Origin of the sequence: Corynebacterium vitaeruminis (assembly GCF_001054325.1) — a bacterium.
GTDB lineage: Bacteria > Actinomycetota > Actinomycetes > Mycobacteriales > Mycobacteriaceae > Corynebacterium > Corynebacterium vitaeruminis_A.
Genome location: NZ_JVVM01000025.1, coordinates 92688 through 106626, shown reverse-complemented (window position 1 = coordinate 106626; position 13939 = coordinate 92688). Strand labels below are relative to the sequence as shown.

The following is a 13939-nucleotide window of genomic DNA, read 5'->3' as shown; positions in this document are numbered from 1 at the left end:
GACCACGGGATATTTTGCCCACAAAATGGTAATTGCCTACTACAGAAATCTAGCGCGTTTACCTGAGATTTGTCTTAGGTTTTGCGAATTGTCGTGAACAACTATTCGCAAACCGCTACTTCGCACGCTCAATAGAAACGTGCGCCTCCATCAGCTCACCCGGATTCGTCTGCGCCGCGAGCAGGGAAAGCTCGCCACACCAGACAATCGCCGCGCAGCACGCTGCTAGACGACGGGCATTCTCGCCTGGCTCACGGTCCTCCTTGCAACCAAGGGCGGTGAGATTCTTCTCCACGAAGTCCAAGCCCTTGCCGTTGCCCACGGAACCGACGATCAAATGTGGCAGGGTGCAGCTAAAGCGCACGGAGCCGTCGTCAAGCGCCTCTACCTGCGTCAGCCCCTGCGAGCCTTCCACGATATTCGCGGCGTCCTGGCCGGTGGCGAGGTAAAAGCCCAGCAGCATATTGGCATAGTGAGCATTACCGCTGCGCAGCGAACCGGCCATGATGGAGCCGACGAGATTCTTGCGCTCGTTGAGCTCGGCCAGGCGCTTAGCGGTGGTGCGCAGACGCTCGCGCACTACCGGCTCCGGAATGATGGCCTCGGCAATCACGTATTTACCGCGGCCGAGAATGCCGTTTACAGCGGAGGTCTTCTTATCGGTGCAATAGTTGCCCGAGATGGAGCCGTAGCCCAGCTCCGGCATCTGCTCCATCAGGTAGGACATCAGACGCTCAGACGCCAGCGTGGCCATGTTGTGGCCGGAAGCGTCGCCGGAGAAGAAGCCAAAGCGGACAAAGAGCAGACGCGATGCAATCTGGAAGTGAATATCCACCAGCTTGGCAAAACGCGAGGAGGACTCCACGACTTTCTTCAGCTCGTCATAACGAGACAGGATGTTGTCGCGCGCAACGACGGCGTCAGCTGCCGAGTCAAGAGTGAAAATTACCGAGCGAGTCATCTTCTCGCCGACGAAGGTGCAGGTAATACCACCTTCAATCATGCGGGAGACCTTCGCACCGCGACCACAGGACGGCCACAGCGGGGTCTCGTAGGTAGCCAGCGGAATCTTCACCTCGTCATTCATGACGTTGCCACTAATGCGCACCGGGCCAATCCAGCTCAGTGGTACGTGTGCATATTCCAGGTCGTGCGAGCTCTTTTCAGCCATTGTCCTAACCGACCCTTTCTAGCTGCATGCAGCTTCGGTTCCCAGCTTGTGTAATTTCCAGCTGTCTTAAATTCTACGGTCAAAAAATTGTGGTCAAAGTTGGGCTGCCAACTTCAGCGGCAACGGCTGGATACCAGCGGAGCGCCAGCGCGCGGTGATGTCTGTGGCAGTCTCTCGGGTCGAACTCTCAGCATCGGCACCATTTGAGGCTCCCACCAGCGCAATTCCACAGTCGCCACCGCCGGAGCCACTGCTCTTACCCGCAGCGCCCGCGGCATCGGCGATGTCGGCGAGCGCTTTCAGCTTCTCCGTCTCGATGCACACCGCACGCTCGCGCTCGTAGGCCTGCAGCAGCGCCCGATTCTCGCGCAGGCAGGCAAACGCCGCGGTGCGGTCTCCGTCGGCAAGCGCCTGCCAGAGCTTTTCGCTTATCGACGAGACCCCGCGCACAAAATCACGGTCTGCGCCACCGGCCTTCTTCAACTGCGAGTCCGTCTTCACCGGACTGCCCGTCCAGCCGACCAACAGTTGTAGCCCCCCGAGGTCGGCGCGGGCATCAATGCGAAGATTCGGCCACGGTGCCGCCACGGCGGCGACAGGATCGGCCGCCACGAGTTCTGCGAGCGCTGTCGGATTCGGGCGGCGGTAGAGTACCGCCCCTCCGTGCGCGGAGCACGCGATATCGCCGCCGGAGCCCGCCGCACCGGCCAAGAGCGTGGCCACCATCGCAATCTTGTAGACCCGCAGCGAATCGAGCTCCAGACCAAGGTGTGCCCCTAGTGCGCGAGTCACAGCCACAGCGACAGCCCCAGAGGATCCCAGGCCATACTTCGCACCGCTGGCGGAGTCATCGAGGTCCGATTCGATAACGATATTGATGGGGCTCTCTGGGGTGGCCGCGGCAATGCGATAGACCAGCGAAATCGTATGGGTAGCGATGTCATCTGGCGCATCCACGTCAATGACGCGCCCCTGCAGGCCGTAATAGCTGGAGTACACGCGAGAGACTGACTGCGATGGTTCGGCATCGCGGCACCGAACCGTCACATAGCGGTCGACACCTGCGATGACGGCCAGTCCCTCGACATCCATCACCGCATATTCGCCAGTGAGATACAGCTTGCCGCAGCCGCGGCCGATGGACTCGCTTTCGATAGGTTCGCCTTTAGTGTTGCTCAACTACTCCCCCAGCTACACCAAGTATGCGCCCGGGCCAGAACTGGAGACCAGCACATCGATGTCTTCGAACTCTGCGCGGAAACGCTGGGCGATAGTCTCGGCATCGCCACTTCGGCACAGCACCTTCACGTTCGGGCCGGCATCCATGGTGGCGTAGCACTCGGTGCCCTCGTCACGCAGCGTAGCGACGAGATCGAGAGCCGCCACCGAATCCGGGTTCCAGTAACGCACCGGAGGAAGAGCCCCCAACATGGTGGCGTGCATGCGCATGGCGTTGGCCTCGGCAAGCTCGCCGACTGCAGTGAAGTCCGCAGCAGAAATAGCGGCCTTCATGTCCTCGATATCGCGGGGCACCTGCTCCACCCACGCCGGGAAGAACGGTGACGTCTGGACGGTGCGCCGCATGGCAGCACGGCTGTCGATCTTCTTGCGGCCAGGAGCCAGAACTGCCACGACCAGCGAGAGGTCCAGGCCGGAATCCGGCAGGGCTACTGCGTGGCTGGAAGCATCATCATCGCCGGGCAGCCACTCGACGAGGCCACCGAAAATGGAACGACAGGCCGAGCCGGAGCCGCGGCGAGCCAGAGCTGAGAGCTGTTCCGGGGTGTAATCCAGGCCATAGGCCTTCGCCGCGGCCAGCGCGAGAGCGCCAAAACCCGACGCGGACGAAGCCAGGCCAGCACCGGTCGGAATCTCATTGGTGCTGGTCACCTCAGCAAAGGCAGAGCTGCCCGCACGTTCGCGAACTAAATCCAAAAACTTCTGGACGCGGGCGAGATCCTTGCCCACCATCTCCTGGCCGTTCAGGGTGCCCGAGTCGGCGGTGACGCTGGGGTCGTCGATAAGCGACACCGTGGTCGTCGTCGGAGCGATGCCCAGCGTCAGGGACAGCGAACCTGTGGCTGGCAGCTGCACGGCCTCATCGCGCTTGCCCCAGTACTTAATCAGGGCGATGTTGGGATGAGCGACGGCGGTAGCGGTCGTGGTCACGAGGGATTTACCTCCACAGTCCAAGTAGCAACGGCATTGGCGCCCATCATGGCATGGCTAATCAGTTCCGCGTGATCGGCAGACTCTGCCAGCGCCATCACACAGCCACCGCAACCGGCACCAGTGAGCTTCGCACCGTGGGCACCCGCCAGACGTGCGGCGGTGACGAGATCAGTGATGGACTCATGCCCAACACCTAGTTCCTCTAGCGCTTCCTGCGCCGAGTCCATGCGATGTCCCAGACGGACAAAATCGCCCTTGGCCAGGTTGTGCACCGCGGCATCGGTCAACTGCCCCAAGTGATCCAACAATTCCTGGCCGTGGACTCGGTGCGAATCGACGAAACCACGCACGCGAGCAACGGCCAGCGACGTCGAGCCGCGCACACCGGTGTCACCTAGCACCAGCCACATCTTCTTGGTCACCTTCAGCGGACGGAAATCGCCCTGCTTGAAATAGACCGGACGCGAGGCACGAGCAACCGTGGCATCCAGGCCTGAGGGGTTACCGTGCGCCAGACGCTCAGCTTCCTGCACCAGGTCAAAGCGCTGGCGCTCGGTCAAAGTGCCGCCGGCGAGGTCACGCACGGCGTCGATAAGCGCATGTGCCACCGCGGCAGAACCGCCCAACCCCGCGGCCGGCGGGATACCCGAGCGGAGACGAACCAGCAGGTCGCGTTCGGGAATATCGAAGGTGCGCAGGCCAGCGCGGAGTGCAGCGGCGATGGAGGAAAAGCGCTCCGGCAGCTCGTCGATGTCAATGACCTCGCCATCCATGGAAAACAGCACGGGAGAATCCTCCACGCGGTCAATCCACGCCATCGTGCGCAGCGATGTCACCGGCAGCGCAATAGCCGGCTTGCCATAGACGACAGAATGCTCGCCCAACAGAATCGACTTGGCATGCCCTTCACCGAATGCGGCACCCTGCTCGTTGGCCAGGGCATAGAACTCTCCGGTCTCCAATTCCTCGGATTTGTCGAGGCCGAAGTCGTCGACGCTGGCGTTTTCTACGCTGGTCACGAAGCTACACATCCCTTTCCGAAACCGACTGTGCGGCAGCCTGCGCCTCCGCGGGTCCATGGATGCCCGGCACACCCGCAATGTCAAAGCCGTACTTGGAGAACTTCTCCGCACCGACGCCCCAGACGTGATTGAACCACTCGGTCATCGGCTCGTTGGCACGACGCTCGGCCAACTCTTGCGGTGTCACGTACACCACTTCATCGACTTCATCTGGGTTGATGTCCACCGACTTGGGATCGACGATACCGGCGTACACGTGGTTGTACTCGTACTCCGCCAGACCCGAACGATCATCAATGACCTGGTAAATGACGATGCCAATCTCCTCCAAGTGGGAGACATCCGCACCGAGCTCTTCCTTCGCGCGACGCTCAACGGCATCAGCCACCGGCTCCCCCGGCAGCGGGTGCGAGCAGGTCGCATTCGTCAACAGCAGTGGCGAGTGATACTTCGACTCCGCACGGCGCTGCAGCAGCATGCGCCCCTGCTCATCGAAAAGGAAAAGGGAAAAGGCGCGGTGCAAAATTCCCGGCGGAACGTGTGCTTCAAGCTTGCCGACGGTACCGAGTACCCGGCCATCACGATCGACAACCTCTACCTGGATGTCGGCTTCACCCGGGGCAAAACGGGCTTTAATGTCCTCTGGCGCGTCATTCATTTCCACACTCCTGACTCTAGACTGCGGCCACGACAGCAGCTAACTCCCCGGCAATCTTGCGCGCCGATTCCGCATCGGCGGCCTCTACCATTACGCGGAAGAGCTCCTCGGTGCCGGACGGGCGCAGCAGCACGCGACCGGTGGAACCCAGCTTCTCCTCGGCTGCCTCAATGGCGGCCTTGACCTCATCAGACTCCAGGATTGCGGCCTTGTTCGACACCGGTACGTTGATAAGAGTCTGCGGCAACACCTTCATTACGGAAGCCAGCTCAGCCAGTGACTTCCCGGTTCGCGCCATCCGAGCCATGAGGTACAGGCCAGTGAGGGTGCCGTCACCAGTGGTAGCGTGATCCGGAATGACCACGTGCCCCGACTGCTCACCGCCGAGCGAGTAACCGCCAGCGTTCAAATCTGCCAGCACGTAGCGGTCGCCGACCTTGGTGGTGCGCAGGGCGATATCGTTTTCCTCCATCGCCAGCTTGAGGCCGAGGTTACTCATCACCGTGGCCACCAGCGTGTTGTGGTGCAGCAGGCCCTCTTCCTTCATGGCGACGGCCAAAATAGCCATGATTTGGTCACCATCGACGATTTTGCCCTGCGAGTCCACAGCCAGGCAGCGGTCGGCATCGCCATCGTGAGCCAGCCCCAGATCCGCGCCGTGCTCCAGCACTGCCGCGCGCAGAACCTCAATGTGGGTGGAACCGCAGTTGTCGTTGATGTTGTAAGAGTTCGGCTTGTCGTGGATAGCGACAACGTCGGCACCGGCGGCCGCGTACGCCATGGGGGCTGCCTGCGAAGCCGCACCATTTGCACAATCCACCACGACGCGAATGCCGTCGAGCTTGGTGCTGACAGCACGGGAGAGGTGGAACAGGTAGCGGTCGAGCCCGTCTGGAGCCTCCTCGATGACACGACCGACTCCGGTGCCCGTGGGTCCGGTCTCCGGCAGATTGTGGAGAGCGTGTTCGATTTCCTTCTCCACCGCGTCGTCAAGCTTGGTGCCGCCAGCAGCGAAGAACTTGATGCCGTTGTCCGGCATCGGGTTGTGAGAAGCCGAAATCATCACACCCATGTCGGCGCCGTAGTCGTCAGTGAGGAAAGCGACAGCCGGAGTGGGCAGCACGCCGACCCGCAAAACGTCGACACCCTGGGAAGCCATGCCGGCGGACAGCGCTGCGGCGAGCATTTCACCGGAAACACGCGGGTCGCGGCCGACAATGGCCAGGGGACGACGCCCCGAGGGATTCGTGCCGCTGGTCAGCACAGTGGCCGCAGCAGCACCCAGCTGCATTGCCAACGGTGCGGTCAGAGTCTTATTCGCCAAACCGCGGACGCCATCTGTTCCGAAAAGACGTGCCATTGTTGCTAGACCACTCCTTGGGATTTTTAGGGGTTTTGGTGATTTTGGTATCGCGGACTATTGCATTGTCAATGCTGTATTACTTTAGCCGGTCGCGCAGGCGAATCCAGACTAGCCACAGGACACAATTGGCTGCGGGTCATAAACCGTAGTCTGAGTCTCACGCGAGATTTCCGCGCCAGAGAGGTCCCGGATTACGCGTGTGTCAGAAGTGGTAAAGCCCTGCGCACCCGACGACGGCTGGCAGGAACTGCCACTTACCTGCATGCGCTGCGGTTGCGTGTATGCCCAACGGCCACCATTGATGGACTCGACGTCGACCTTCTTCACGCCCTTGATACGCACAGTGACGTCAGAACCTGTGGCAACGGCCTCGATGAGAATCGGGGTATCGGAGCTGTTCTTGAACGCCAGGTCAATCGCCCCCTCGTACACCGTCGCCTCACGGCCGGCCGGGTAACGCGAAATGTAGTAACTGTGCGGAGTGTGCGCGACATCCTCCATGCCCGCGAAGTATGAAGCATTGTACAAAGTGGTGGCGAACTGGCTAATGCCACCGCCAACCGCGTTATCAGCGCGGCCGTTGAGGATGATGCCCGACTCGACAAAGCCCTGCGCAGTACCGCGCGGCCCCGTGTAGCCATTCAGGCTAAAGGTATCGCCCGGCGCCACGAATGCGCCGTTGACCATCTGCGCCACCAGTGCAATGTTTGTGCCCGATGCCGAGCTGAAGCCACCGGTGGTGAACTCACCAATGACGTCATCGAAGGTGGCGCCTTCCGCTTGCTCAGTGGTGTAGGTGGCGGGCTGGTCCTCGTAGACAGCATCGAACTCGCGCTTATCCGTCGAAGTCACACGCTCGGCGAAGTCCTTCATGGTTTCTTCCCACTTCACGGCTACGCCATCAACCGAGGGGACTACTTCACGCGAACCACCGTTGAAGCGTATCGACGCATTGCGTTTATCGACCTCGGAAGCAGACAGCCCCTCCTCGAGAATCTCGCGTGCGCGATCAACATTGATATCGGCGACCAGCGCGCCGTCGCGTGGCACAAAGCTGATGACCTCCGCCATGCGCTCCGGAGAAATCACGCCATCGTTGCCATCGCGGCCCTTGGCGACAATGGGGCCCGATACCGCGTCAGCGGCCTCTCCCTCAGCCGCCTCGCGAACCTGATCCTCTCCGATAGCCGGATCGTGCGTAGTCGTCTCCACATCGATGCCCTCCGGCGCCAGCCACTTAGCGGTCAAATCCTCGCTGACCGCGTTGCGGTCGACATCCTGGCCGATGACCGGTGGGGTCGTTTCCACGCGCCCGTCGACAAGCTTGACCTCACCATCGACGGGCGCAATAGTGAGCTCGCCAACGAGACGGTCGACCTGAGGCTCGAACTTGGAGCTATCGATATCGCTGACCAAATCCAGCTCGCGCGTAGTAAAGAAACTGCGCACCCAGGTGATTGGGTTGGCCGTCTGCTTGCCAGCTTGGGCGACCGTCTTCTCCCAGTCGATGCTCAGTCCCGCATCCTCGGGCAGAACCTCCGCCGTGCGTTCGCCGGCACGCAACGCCACCGGGTGGGCGGAGAGGTCGCCAAGCTGATCTTCGAGCTTGGCCTCGGCGTGGTTCGCGCTCAGCGTGCTGATGTCGATTCCCGCAACGGTAGACCCACGCGGGACATGATCCTTGTTCAGCACGTAATCGACAGCGTAAAACACGCCGAAGAGCACGAAGATACCGAGGACTATGCCGAGGAAAATCTTCGATCCGCGGCGACTGGAGGGAGACTTGTGTTTGGCCACAGCCACTTACTTTACCGTGGAAAGACTACTTATTAGTTTTTATTAGATTCCGCAGATGTCCGGAATGCGTTTCTTGTTCTTCGCATACTGCTGGAAAGCATCGACCACCGCGTTGGCGTAGACCTCAGCGCCATCAGGTGTCGGGTGGATAAGGTCGGCGCGCAACTTAGATTGGTCATCGCGAACACCATGACACCAGTCGGCCACATAGACGTTGTCGCGCTTCTTTGCCGCGTCGAGCACCTCCTTCTCCGACTGCGGCATCCACACGCGGTCACCGTAAGGATTAATAAGGACAATAATGCGATCGTCACCGAGCGAGTCGAGAATCTCATCCAACAGGTGTTCATCCGATGCCGCAGCGGACTGGTTGATGCCAAGCCCCAACACGACGTATGGATCGAGCGTGCCCGCCGCCTTCATACTGGCGATGATGCTCGGCGCGGCCGGATAACCGCGGGAAACGGCCGCATCGATGTAGATGCCCGGCAGCTTGTCCTCCAGCGCGGATGCTGAGGCAAGCATCACGGAGTCGCCAATAGCGGTGATCTGGTCACCACGCGGCATGACCCGCTTGGCCAACTCGGCCTCCTCCGCCTTCTGCGCTTTCGCACGACGCTCTGCCGCCTCCTGCAGTTGCGCCTCCAACCGCGTCATCTTCGGTGCCGTGGCCATTCCTACTACTGCGCTAACCACTACGACCAACGCAAGAGCCGCTGCAACGCGCGGCTTCCAGGAACCGGCGTACTGCGTGCCCGAAAACTGCGACATCCAACGGCGGTAGCCCATCCGGCGAATTGGGGATTCCACATTCTTGTACGACCAGTTCGCCAAAAGCAGCGACAGCGGGATGCCTGCGAAGGCAGCGAGTTTTTCATACTGCATCGCCTCATTGCGCTCCAGCAGTTCACGGATAAGCACGATGACCGGCCAGTGCCACAGGTACAGCGAGAACGAAATCTTACCCAGCCAGCACAGTGGCTTGAACTCGAAAATCTGACGCACCGGGGAGACGCCACGAACGACAAGGTAAAGAATCGCCACTGACAGCAGCGAGGCGAACACCAACCCACCGCGATAGGTCACCGACGCGGTATCCGACATCGTCAACAAAACCAACGACAGGAAAATCAGTGGCAGCGAGGCGACCACGAAAGCCTGGGCGGCACTGCCGAAGAAGTCCCGCATCAGGGGTTCTGTGCGTGGCCAAGAATCCGCCTCCGCGCGTGACGACGTCGACGTCAACCACAACGCGAGAGCCGCGCCAAACAGGAGGCCAAAGGCGTGAGTATCGGTGCCGTAGTAGACCCGTGTGGGGTCGACCTTCGGATCGTAGAGCGACACCATCCACACGAAAGAGGCAACTGCCCCGATACCAGCCACTGCTGCAAGCTTGCGGGATGCCAGCTTCAGGGCGAGAAGAGCCACGAAGATCAACGGCCAGAGCAAGTAGAACTGCTCTTCCACTGACAGCGACCAGTAGTGGGCTAACAGCTGGACACCAGAGTCGGCGAAATAAGACTGAGAGCCCGCGATCTGTGTCCAGTTATTGACGAAAAAGACCGTGCCGAGAAACTGCGTCGACAAGCCGACTGCGGGGTCCCCGCCGACCAGACCCGCGACGGCGATCGAAATAAACAACACGAACATCGCCGCCGGGGCAATACGACGCAGACGACGGAGCCAGAAATCCTTCAAATCGATGCGCCCATTGACCGCGTGTTCGCGCACCAACAACGAGGTGATAAGAAACCCGGAGAGCACGAAAAAGATATCCACACCGATGTACCCACCGGGCAGCACATTGTCGAAGTAGTGGTAAATCACCACTGTGGCAACGGCCAGACCGCGTAGCCCATCAATGCCGGGCACGCGTCGAATGCGGAAGGGATGCTTCGCCACCGATGACGAACTAGAGGAGCTCTTCGCGTCGGAGGTCTTGGTGGCTGTGGTACTCACCGCCATACGGTTTCCTTCTTCCATCGCACTTCAATCGCACCGCGAAAAAGAGATTCTCGTGGCGGTTTTTAACGAATAAAAGTCTAACGTACGGGGCTTGTCCCAAAAATGCAGCTATGGCTGGCCACGGCGGAATCTAACGAAAAAAGCACCTCGGTTGCGTGCAATACGCAAACTGAGGTGCTTTTCGAGGCAGTAAAGCTTAACGCTTGGAGTACTGCGGTGCGCGACGGGCCTTGTGCAGACCAGCCTTCTTGCGCTCGACAGCACGAGCATCGCGGGTGAGGAAGCCAGCCTTCTTGAGAACGCTGCGCTCCTCCGGGTTGAACTCGTTCAGAGCACGAGCGATAGCCAGGCGCAGAGCACCGGCCTGACCGGACGGGCCACCACCGTTGATGTTGGCCTTGATGTCGAACTGGCTGTCACGCTCAACCAGGACCAGCGGGTCCTTGATTTCCTGCTGGTGCAGCTTGTTCGGGAAGTAGTCCTCGAGCTCGCGACCGTTGCAGACAATCTTGCCGGAGCCGGCAGTCAGAACGACGCGGGCAACAGCGCGCTTACGACGACCGACGGTCTGAATCGGACGATCCAGGGTCAGCGGTGCAGTCGGAGCGGCCTCAGCCTCAGTCTCGGTAGCAACTGCGTCGCCGATGGAAGAGGTGAACTCTTCGGTGGCAGCAGCAGCGGCAGCCTGAACATCATCGTAGGAAGCCTCGGTGGCCTCTACGTTCTGGTTCTCGTTGACGTCCTGTGGGTTGGTCACTGTGCCACCGCCTTGATCTCGTAGTTTTCAGGCTTCTGACCGGCGAACGGGTGCTCGGAACCGGCGAAGACGTGCAGCTTCTTGATGGACGCACGCGAAAGCTTGTTGTGCGGCATCATGCCTTCAATAGCCTCAGTGATAACGCGCTCCGGGTGAACCTCGAGGGAACGACCCAGGGTCATCGTCTTCAGGCCGCCCGGGAAGCCCGAGTGGCGGTAGCGCATCTCACGTTCCCGCTTGTTAGAGGAGACGTGCACCTTATCGGCATTGATGATGATGACGTGGTCACCGCAGTCAACGTTAGGGGCGAAGTAAGCCTTGCCCTTACCGCGCAGCAGATCTGCGGCGTGAGTAGCCAGACGGCCGAGAACAACGTCGGTAGCGTCGATGACGTACCACTTGCGCTCGATGTCACCGTCCTTCGGATGGAAAGTAGACAACATGACTCCTTTTAGGGTCCGTGTAGATTTGCCAGCCACCGTGCACACTGTTGTTATTCCCCGGCGGCCGGTGGAGACCCGAGGCAACATCGAAGTGTGCGCACACAATTCGGCTACTTTACCTTGAGATTGCGCTAGAACAAAAACGCCAAAGCCAGTCTCAGCTGCGCAATACTGAGACTGGCCTTTTTGCGAGTGTGGCTACCAAGAGTGCTGCAAAGTCAGATACCTAATTGAGAACCCCAATTGAGCAGTGTCCTCCCCCCCCGGGTAAATAGCTCAATTAAAAGTGACTCAATCAGGATCCAAACTATCCCCAGCTAGCTGCCGCGCGGCGGTTAATATCCGCCATTCGCTGACTGCCCGCGCTGACGGTATCCGCGATAGTCGTGAGAATCATATTGAGCTCCTCTGCCGCGGTGTCCCATTCACGCTGAGCCTCCTGGTAGGACTCCGAAGATTCGCCCTCCCACGTAGAGACCATTGGCGCGATGCGCTTCTTCAAATCCCCGAGCAGACCATTGATGGTGCCAGAGGTGGAACGAATGTCATCCGCAGCACCGTCGATGCCGCCGAAGCTGTACCTAATTGGTTGCATTAAGAACCCCTTCCCCAAAAGGTGATGTGTGTTGTGTGATTCAGTGTTGTGGTTGTGCGATTCGACAAAACGTTTAGAGGTTCAGCAACGACGCACCCGCTGCTGCCACCTGCTTGAACGACGACGCCCCCTCGTCCTCGCCCGCATCGAAGCTGCTGGAATTCGCGCGGATATTGTCCGCGATATCCGTCAGCGCATTGGACAGACGCATCGCTGCGTCATCCCAACGAAGCATCAGATCATCGAAGCTGTCCTTGGCCTGACCCTTCCATTCCCCCGCCAGACCGTCCACGACACCTCGAATGCGACCCAGTTCGCCCTGCACCTCCGAGTTGACGCCATCGACATCCCCTGCGGTAGTGGTCATTTGATCTGATTCGGCTGCAAATAGGTTTGCCACTGTTTCCCCCTTTTTCATGTTGAGTGACTGCTTAACGACGGCATTTTTACCTCCCCGCGCGAGCCAGCCAGCTTCCCGCGTTAAAAACCCGTCATATTGTTTGGCGCGAAAAACCCCGATTCGGTTCCATTTTGGTTTTCCACCTTTTACCCCTTCCTACCCCCACCCTTGCTCCAGTCATCTTCTCTACGCCTGCACTTGCGCACTACGGCACCGGCCTAGCACTTACTACCGCCTGGTCACATACCGGCCGCTCCGGTGCAATAGTTTTCCCTCTGAACTGGCATCCCACACTGATCTGAGTTCCGTCCACCACTTTGTGATGCCAGAGCACTATTGAATTTCCAGACGGCAGACGCTCCTCTACGACCACAACGTCGGCGCCCAGTACTTGTCTGCGCTCCGGCGCGGACTTTGTCTCATCAGCGGCAGCGGAGCTGCTCAACGCGGCGGCTATATGTTCGAGCGTCATGTCCTGCGAAAGGGGGTTAGCGAGCGCCAAGACGCGCATATCTCCACCATCCACTGCGGTCATACGGTCCAACGGACTTGCCGGGTCAAGCTCCCAACTGCCGGGAAACCGGACTTCCACGCCCGCATTGGCCAGCGTGACTGTTGGTGCAGAATCGGGAACCGGTTTCGACGCGGGTGGAGGTGTAGTTACAGGAGACGTCGTTACAGAGGGAGGCTGTGCGTGTGACATCTCGTGCTGATTCTGTCTCTCCTCGTTTTCCTTGACTAGGCCGTCACTTATCAGCCATGCAGCAATCCCAATAATCAGAACCACCACCGTCAGCACGCTGATAGCAGCTACCGACGCAAATGCGCTTTGATCCGACACTGAACTGGTTGCTGACCTGTTTTCAGATGGTCCCGCACAAACCTCCAATTGCTCATCTTCACCGGGCCCAGCATCGCCGATTTCTTCCACCCCGACGCGATTGACACGTTCCCCGAGCCGCGTGGCTGGACAGTCGAAGACTAAGAATCCACGATCCCGCAGTCGATCGGCTAGTAGAGCTCTCCGCGGTTTAACTAATCCGGGTGGAACTTCCCCAACAATGAACTCAATATCCGCCTGCCAGCGGGGCGGATACTCGGTGATTCCTCTCCCACCAGTAACTTCCACATCATCGGGCATTCCCAGGGGCACATCCGGATACATGGTCAGCTGATAAGCCAGCGCAATAACCGTTTCCACCAACGGTGCACCGTCGTTCGCCCCGATCAAGTGCGTCAACCGGCTGTCGATGCGGTTGCCACTCAGACGAGTGACGCAGACACGCGTTTCCTCTACCTCCACCAACACGCTATGAGACACAGTTGCCTCATCGAGTTCCACCACGGCGTCGGCAAGCGTAAGAATGTACGGATTAAGTTCAGCGGCCAGCAGTGCGGAGGCCAGTCGGCACTGACGCGTCGCACCCCAATAGCTGGGCACAATGACTGTTTGCATGCTCTCAAGGAGCGGTCTAGAACCATGCACCTCCAGTTCTGCGGTGTCGGCAGGTGCCGCGAGTCCCCACAGGTGCCAGGTACCGTGGCGCATCGTCGGAATCTGCGTGATGTCAGGGGTTTCGACTCGGATCATCAGCT

At 59.8% G+C, this 13939-nt stretch carries 13 protein-coding genes; all 13 read right to left on the bottom strand.

The genetic code is table 11. The features are described from left to right. Positions 1-115: 115 nt before the first annotated feature. Entirely contained in the window at positions 116-1171 is a 1056-nt protein-coding gene (locus tag ADA16_RS07955; RefSeq protein WP_048760711.1) for a hydroxymethylglutaryl-CoA reductase, read from the bottom strand. Between the two features lie 93 nt (positions 1172-1264). Beyond that, complete coding sequence (locus ADA16_RS07950; protein WP_048760709.1) at positions 1265-2350, bottom strand: phosphomevalonate kinase; 1086 nt, start codon at positions 2348-2350, stop codon at positions 1265-1267. Between the two features lie 12 nt (positions 2351-2362). Beyond that, positions 2363-3340, bottom strand: a complete 978-nt coding sequence (gene mvaD, locus ADA16_RS07945; RefSeq protein ID WP_048760707.1) for a diphosphomevalonate decarboxylase — start codon at positions 3338-3340, stop codon at positions 2363-2365. Beyond that, positions 3337-4362: a mevalonate kinase gene (mvk, locus tag ADA16_RS07940; RefSeq protein WP_239659400.1), complete on the bottom strand. Its 1026-nt coding sequence runs from the start codon at positions 4360-4362 to the stop codon at positions 3337-3339. The genes mvaD and mvk overlap by 4 nt, the downstream gene beginning before the upstream one ends. A gap of 4 nt (positions 4363-4366) precedes the next feature. Further along, positions 4367-5023 (bottom strand): isopentenyl-diphosphate Delta-isomerase, encoded by a 657-nt coding sequence (gene idi, locus ADA16_RS07935; RefSeq protein WP_048760704.1) that lies wholly within the window; start codon positions 5021-5023, stop codon positions 4367-4369. A 16-nt stretch (positions 5024-5039) separates the two neighbouring features. Then, on the bottom strand, positions 5040-6383 hold the full coding sequence (gene glmM, locus ADA16_RS07930; protein WP_048760701.1) for a phosphoglucosamine mutase: 1344 nt from the start codon (positions 6381-6383) through the stop codon (positions 5040-5042). Between the two features lie 111 nt (positions 6384-6494). Further along, the gene (locus ADA16_RS07925; RefSeq protein WP_048760700.1) at positions 6495-8183 is read right to left on the bottom strand and encodes a VanW family protein; all 1689 of its coding nucleotides are present in this window, start codon (positions 8181-8183) and stop codon (positions 6495-6497) included. A 42-nt stretch (positions 8184-8225) separates the two neighbouring features. Then, entirely contained in the window at positions 8226-10148 is a 1923-nt protein-coding gene (locus ADA16_RS07920) for an acyltransferase family protein (RefSeq protein WP_048760699.1), read from the bottom strand. 196 nt (positions 10149-10344) lie between these two features. Continuing rightward, positions 10345-10905, bottom strand: a complete 561-nt coding sequence (rpsI, locus tag ADA16_RS07915; protein ID WP_053084307.1) for a 30S ribosomal protein S9 — start codon at positions 10903-10905, stop codon at positions 10345-10347. After that, positions 10902-11345, bottom strand: coding sequence for a 50S ribosomal protein L13 (gene rplM, locus ADA16_RS07910; RefSeq protein WP_048760967.1), 444 nt, complete (start codon positions 11343-11345; stop codon positions 10902-10904). The genes rpsI and rplM overlap by 4 nt, the downstream gene beginning before the upstream one ends. Positions 11346-11655: 310 nt before the next feature. Continuing rightward, positions 11656-11943, bottom strand: a complete 288-nt coding sequence (locus ADA16_RS07905) for a WXG100 family type VII secretion target (protein WP_048760697.1) — start codon at positions 11941-11943, stop codon at positions 11656-11658. A gap of 73 nt (positions 11944-12016) precedes the next feature. Then, complete coding sequence (locus tag ADA16_RS07900) at positions 12017-12343, bottom strand: WXG100 family type VII secretion target (protein ID WP_005510029.1); 327 nt, start codon at positions 12341-12343, stop codon at positions 12017-12019. Between the two features lie 205 nt (positions 12344-12548). Beyond that, positions 12549-13934, bottom strand: coding sequence for a type VII secretion-associated protein (locus ADA16_RS07895; RefSeq protein WP_048760695.1), 1386 nt, complete (start codon positions 13932-13934; stop codon positions 12549-12551). Between the last annotated feature and the right edge of the window lie 5 nt (positions 13935-13939).

What these genes read in the sequence shown, in the direction of transcription:
- ADA16_RS07955 (WP_048760711.1), bottom strand. Translation starts at nt 1,171, where the DNA reads ATGGCTGAAAAGAGCTCGCACGACCTGGAATATGCACACGTACCACTG.
- idi (WP_048760704.1), bottom strand. Translation starts at nt 5,023, where the DNA reads ATGAATGACGCGCCAGAGGACATTAAAGCCCGTTTTGCCCCGGGTGAA.
- glmM (WP_048760701.1), bottom strand. Translation starts at nt 6,383, where the DNA reads ATGGCACGTCTTTTCGGAACAGATGGCGTCCGCGGTTTGGCGAATAAG.
- ADA16_RS07920 (WP_048760699.1), bottom strand. Translation starts at nt 10,148, where the DNA reads ATGGCGGTGAGTACCACAGCCACCAAGACCTCCGACGCGAAGAGCTCC.
- ADA16_RS07905 (WP_048760697.1), bottom strand. Translation starts at nt 11,943, where the DNA reads ATGCAACCAATTAGGTACAGCTTCGGCGGCATCGACGGTGCTGCGGAT.
- ADA16_RS07895 (WP_048760695.1), bottom strand. Translation starts at nt 13,934, where the DNA reads ATGATCCGAGTCGAAACCCCTGACATCACGCAGATTCCGACGATGCGC.